The following is a 2,258-nucleotide window of genomic DNA, read 5'->3' as shown; positions in this document are numbered from 1 at the left end:
TACTTTTACCCCTCCAATCAAGCCGCAGACCGCCCCGATTGCGTACACCAGTTTTGTTCCGGGGTCGAAATACCCTGTGATTAGGTTCGTGGCTTCGGTGATGCCCGCCTGCCCGTTGCCCTGTGCGTAGGCACTTACCGCAGCGGCAAGGATAGCCGCCGACAAAAAGATTTTCTTTCTCATTGTGATTTGTTTTTAATGCCGGGCAGCGGGTGGGAAGTCCGCCTTTCCCGGCTGGTGAATAATTTGAAATTTTAGTGGTCGGGAACATTCCCGTTTGTCTGTTTGGTTTTCAGGTTGCCAATCAACCGTAGTCACGTTGCTTCATATTGTTACACATTATTATATTATAGGAAATCGTTCATGTCGAACGCTTCGTGTTCCTTGCTTGTATCGCCAGCTTCGGCAGGGACGGCAGCCGTAGCCAGTTCCGCTTCGTTGCGTCCCAACAGTTCCGCTACCTTTGCCAGTCCGCCGTTAATGTTCTCCACCACCGCATCGTAGAGGTTCGTCCCCTCAATGCTTGCCAGCGTCCCGGCGGCTTGCCGCTGTTCCGCTTCGGTGGGGTTGTCGGCGTTCGCCGTGCGTACCGCTTCGCCCAGTTCGTCAAAGCTCACGCCCGTAGCCCGCCCGGTATCATCGTCACCGTCCATGTACCCGGCTATTTCCTCGTCCTCGTAATCGGGTTCGTCATTCTCGTAACCGGGCGTTTCTTCCGCTTCGGGTGCTGCTTCCGAAATGTTTTCTTCCGGCTGTCCGTCAGCTTTCGGCGCAAAAATAGTATCATTTTCAACCGCTTGCGGGAGGTGTCCCGATTTGTCCTGCGCTGTCCCGATTAGTCCGCCCTTGTATCGGCTTTCACCTATCAGTGTGTAGCCTGAAACCCCGTTTCGTGGGAGTGGCGCATCATCCGTTCTGCCCGGTGATGTCCGGCTGTCCGTGTAGCGATACCACAGCCATAGGGCGATATAGTACACCAAAAGCCCGGTAAGTATGCAATAGATTACCATAGTCAGATAGGCTTTTGGAAGTTGCTTTCGTACAGGGTGTTTATCTCGTCTTGGTACTGCTCGAAGTGGCGCAGCAGAATGTTTTCCACGTAGCTGCTTACCGTTACCTTTCGCCCGCCTATCACCGTCACGATACGCATCAGCTTCTCGTGCGTGGTACGGCTCACGTACAAAGGCTGTCGGTCTGCCAGTTCCACTTTCTGAAAGTAGGTTTCCCGGTAGTCACCCGAACCGCCCTTGCGCTTGCGGTTTGTCGTTTTCTCCACCCGCACCGTTTCAGTCTGCCGTCCCTCGTGGGCGGTTTCCGTTTCGCCGCCGGGCTGCGGTGCATCATCCGGCTGGCTTTCCCGCTTGGCGGGTATGCCCTGCGAGATAAGTTCTTTCATGAAATCCTCGTCTATCTTCGGCATCCCGCCGCTTTGCTTTGCCATATCATTGTAATTTGATGTAGTACACTATTTCCGTTATCAGTTCTTCCAAGTTGCTTCCCCTTACCAGCGGGCGGCTGGCGGGAAAGAGCGTGGAGCGGAACACCGCCTTTTTATCTGCTACCAGTTCCTTTTTGTAGCGTTTGGTATCGGGGATAAAGGTTTTCATCAGCGGTAGTTCCAGTTCCTTAATGGTTTTGTCATAGGCGGTGTAAAGGTCTGTTTTCTCCCGCCCGTCCACCATGTTCCAAAAGAGGTACAGCCCGGCAAGTCGGCAGGCTTCATTCTTCACTAATAGCTTTTGGATAGCCATTGCAAACGACAGGCTGCTTTCCAGCACTACCTTGTCGGCGGAAATGGGGGTGAAGATGTAGTCCATGCCCGCAAGGGAATTGATAACACCCTCGCTGTTCACCGTGCCGGGCAGGTCGAAAAAGACAATATCCGGCACGTGTCCGGCGGCTACATATTCGTCAGCCGTTGCAATCGCCTTTTCGGGGGAACTGCACAGCACCGGGTAGGCTTTCTTCCCCAGTCGGGTGAACTGTTCATACGCCATGCGCTTGTAATCTTCATCCGCCCCTACCTGCTCGGCATCCCGCTTGCGCATCCCGGCAATGGAGTGTTGCGGGTAGTCGCAATCGACCACCGCCACATCGTAGCCTTTGAGGTAATAGAGGTAACTCGCCGCCAGCACGGTAAAGGTGGTTTTGCCGACCCCGCCCTTTTGGGTGGAAAAGGCGACATAAAGGGGTGTTTTCTCGTTTTCCATATTGCTTTCGTTCATTATTGGTTGATAGATTTATTTATTGCTTTCAAT

4 protein-coding genes are annotated in these 2,258 nt (G+C 53.5%); all 4 read right to left on the bottom strand.

Features of this window, described 5'->3' with window-relative positions; genetic code table 11:
* Window positions 1-183, bottom strand: a 183-nt coding sequence (locus tag BN161_RS27765) for a DUF4134 family protein (RefSeq protein ID WP_044272587.1), incomplete at its 3' end; no start/stop codon positions are given.
* 164 nt (window positions 184-347) lie between these two features.
* Window positions 348-1,010: a hypothetical protein gene (locus BN161_RS27760; RefSeq protein WP_044272585.1), complete on the bottom strand. Its 663-nt coding sequence runs from the start codon at window positions 1,008-1,010 to the stop codon at window positions 348-350.
* A gap of 2 nt (window positions 1,011-1,012) precedes the next feature.
* Window positions 1,013-1,441, bottom strand: coding sequence for a DUF3408 domain-containing protein (locus BN161_RS27755; RefSeq protein ID WP_044272583.1), 429 nt, complete (start codon window positions 1,439-1,441; stop codon window positions 1,013-1,015).
* 1 nt (window position 1,442) lies between these two features.
* Entirely contained in the window at window positions 1,443-2,225 is a 783-nt protein-coding gene (locus BN161_RS27750; RefSeq protein ID WP_044272580.1) for a ParA family protein, read from the bottom strand.
* Window positions 2,226-2,258: the final 33 nt, after the last annotated feature.

Source organism: Bacteroides timonensis (genome assembly GCF_000513195.1).
GTDB classification, from domain to species: domain Bacteria; phylum Bacteroidota; class Bacteroidia; order Bacteroidales; family Bacteroidaceae; genus Bacteroides; species Bacteroides timonensis.
This window is presented reverse-complemented; position numbering and strand designations above follow the sequence as displayed.